The sequence below is a fragment of the Streptomyces sp. NPDC047981 genome (genome assembly GCF_040653315.1).
In the GTDB taxonomy this organism is placed as follows: domain Bacteria; phylum Actinomycetota; class Actinomycetes; order Streptomycetales; family Streptomycetaceae; genus Streptomyces.
Map to the genome: position 1 here is coordinate 1 of NZ_JBEZNQ010000184.1, position 2,702 is coordinate 2,702.

General features: G+C 68.1%; 1 protein-coding gene. It reads left to right on the plus strand.

The annotated features are described in order from the left end of the window. Window positions 1–51 precede the first annotated feature (51 nt). Window positions 52–2,702 (plus strand): glycoside hydrolase family 2 TIM barrel-domain containing protein (locus AB0E14_RS39590; RefSeq protein WP_362430401.1); only part of this gene is annotated, 2,651 nt, incomplete at its 3' end.

A 2,702-nucleotide genomic window follows, 5' to 3' on the forward strand; every position in this document is an offset into this window, starting at 1 on the left:
GACCCCGTCGCGCAATCCACCCCCGGCGCCAGCACCGCGGGGTGGGACACCATGCCCGTACCCGGCAACTGGGAAACCCGCGACGACTACAACACGTACAACGGCGTCGCCTGGTACAGCCGCAACTTCACCGTCGCCAACGTCGGCAACGCCGACTCCCGATACTGGCTCAACATCGACGCCTGCTACTGGGAATGCCATGTGTGGGTGAACGGCACGCCGGTCAAGAGCCTGAAGCTCTCGGACAACTCCCCCGCCGGCGAGGACGGGACGGATCTCAGCTGGTCACCCAGTGACACGCACTGGGGTGGCTACACCCAGTTCCAGCTGGACGTCACTTCCGCGATCCGCACGAGCGGAACCAACACCGTGGTCGTCAAGGCCGACAACACCTACAAGCAGGGAGCATGGTGGCCCTGGGGCGGCCTGTCCCGGGACGTCAGCCTCATCACCACCGAGGCACTCTCCGTCACCCGACAGGAGATCACCGCGACCCCCGACCTGACGGACGGCACCGCCTCCATCACCTCCAAGGTCTTCGTGCGCAACACCGGCACCACCGACCGCCAGATCACCGTGAAGGGCAGCATCACGTCGGCGGCGACCGGCGCGGACGTGCCGGGCGGCACCGCCCTCACCGGAAACGCGACCGTTCCGGCCGGTGAGACGGTGCCCGTCACCCTGCAGGCCGATCTGAACGCGAACACCTTCTCCCTCTGGCAGACCGACGACCCGGACCTCTACCGCCTCGGCGTCTCCCTCGCGGCCGACTCCGCCCCGGGCACCGTCATCAACGGGATCAGCGACACCTTCGGCATCCGCTCGATCAAGGTCAGCGGCACGAACATTCTGCTCAACGGCGAGAAGCTGAAGATGGCGGGCGCGAACCGCACCGCGGAGGACCCGGTGAACGGCAACGCCGAGCCCGTCGCGCAGGTCCGGCACGACCTGGACAGGATGAAGGCCGCCGGCATGGGCCTCACGCGGATCATGCACTTCGCCCAGGCGACCGAGGTGCTGGACTACGCCGACCGGATCGGCATGCTCCTCATCGGCGAGACCCCGATCTGGGGGTCGGCCGCCGACCTGAGTCCCGCGAACACCCTGAGGCTCAAGCAGCAGATGGCCGAGCAGGTGTACAAGGACTTCAACCACCCCAGCCTGTTCGCCTGGTCCGTCGGCAACGAACTGGACTCCCACCAGGCGGACGGTCTCCTCTACGGCGAGAAGATGGCCGACTTCTCGCGGAACATCGACCCCACCCGGCTGGTCACGCTGGCGAACAACAAGATCAACGAGCCGTCGAAGGTCACCGCCGGCAGCCAGGACGCCACGAAGTTCATGGACTTCGCCTCCATCAACGTGTACTACGACTTCGGTGGCGGAGTCACCCACACCCGTAGCCTCTACCCCAACAAGCCGATCTTCATCTCGGAGTACAGCTCCGACAGCCCCTCGGACGGCTACTGGAAGGCGCCCAAGGAGAGCACGGACGCCACGACCACGAACGTGACCACGGCACGCTCGGCCTTCGCCAACAAGGACTACGTCTTCGGCTGGTCGCAGTGGACGTACAACGACTACCGCAGCACCTACGCCACCAGCAGCACCAACAAGGTCCGCGGCTTCGGCGCGGTAGACGTCTGGGGCCGCCCCAAGGCCGCCTACGGAACCATGCGTGCCGGAAACGCGCCGGTCACGTCACTGGCCCTGTCGACGCCGCAGACTCAGGACAGCAACAGCGTCGCCCAGGTCACCGTGACGCCCCGTGGGCCCCTGGCCACCGACGGCCCCTCCTGGAAGCTCTCCGGTTACAAGGTCGCCGTCCGGGCCACCGACGCGAACGGCGCCGTGACCGGGGGCACCGTGACCGATCTGCCCGAGATCGACCCGGGCGACGCCGCGGTACAGGTTCCCGTGTCCTGGAAGTACAGCGACTCGGCGGCCACGCTCACCATCACGCTGCTCTCACCGGTGGGCTATGAGGAAGCGGTCAAGACCGTCGACCTCAAGGCTCCGGCCAAGCCGCAGATCGTCGGCACCGCCGTCGCCAACGGCTCGGTACGTGTGCGCTACGCCGACGCGGTCGACGGTCTGAAGCACACGGTCAAGGCCGTCGCCCCCAACGGGACGGTCGCCGCGACCAAGACGACGACGGAGCCGTTCGCCGACCTCACCGGGCTGACCAACGGAACCGCCTACACCGTCTCGGTGACCACGGACAACGGCGCCGGCAGCAGCGAGGCGGCGAGCGTCTCCCTCACTCCCACGGGCACCCTGCCCGCCGGGCCCAACCCGCTCGTGGTCACCCCCGTCGACGAGGGCCTGGTGCTCGGATTCTCCCAGAACGCATCGGGCACACCGGAGTTCCAGGTCACTGTCACGGACACCGCCACCGGCACGCAGGTGAAGGACTACCGCACCACGAACCGGCCCGGTACCCGTGTCGAGGGCCTCACGCCCGGCCACACCTACTCCCTGCAGATCCGGCAGGTGGCCGCGGACGGCAGCCCCGCCACCGCGTGGAGTGAGAAGGTCGAGGGCACGGTCCCGACGTCCAGCCAGGCCCCGGCGCTGAAGGTCAAGGGCACGATCGGCGGAGCGACCTCCGGCGGCATCGCCGTCGTCCCCGCCCCCGGCACCATCCGCTACGAACTCACCGTCAACAACGGCAAGCCCTTCCAGGTCAACCGCGCCGCCAT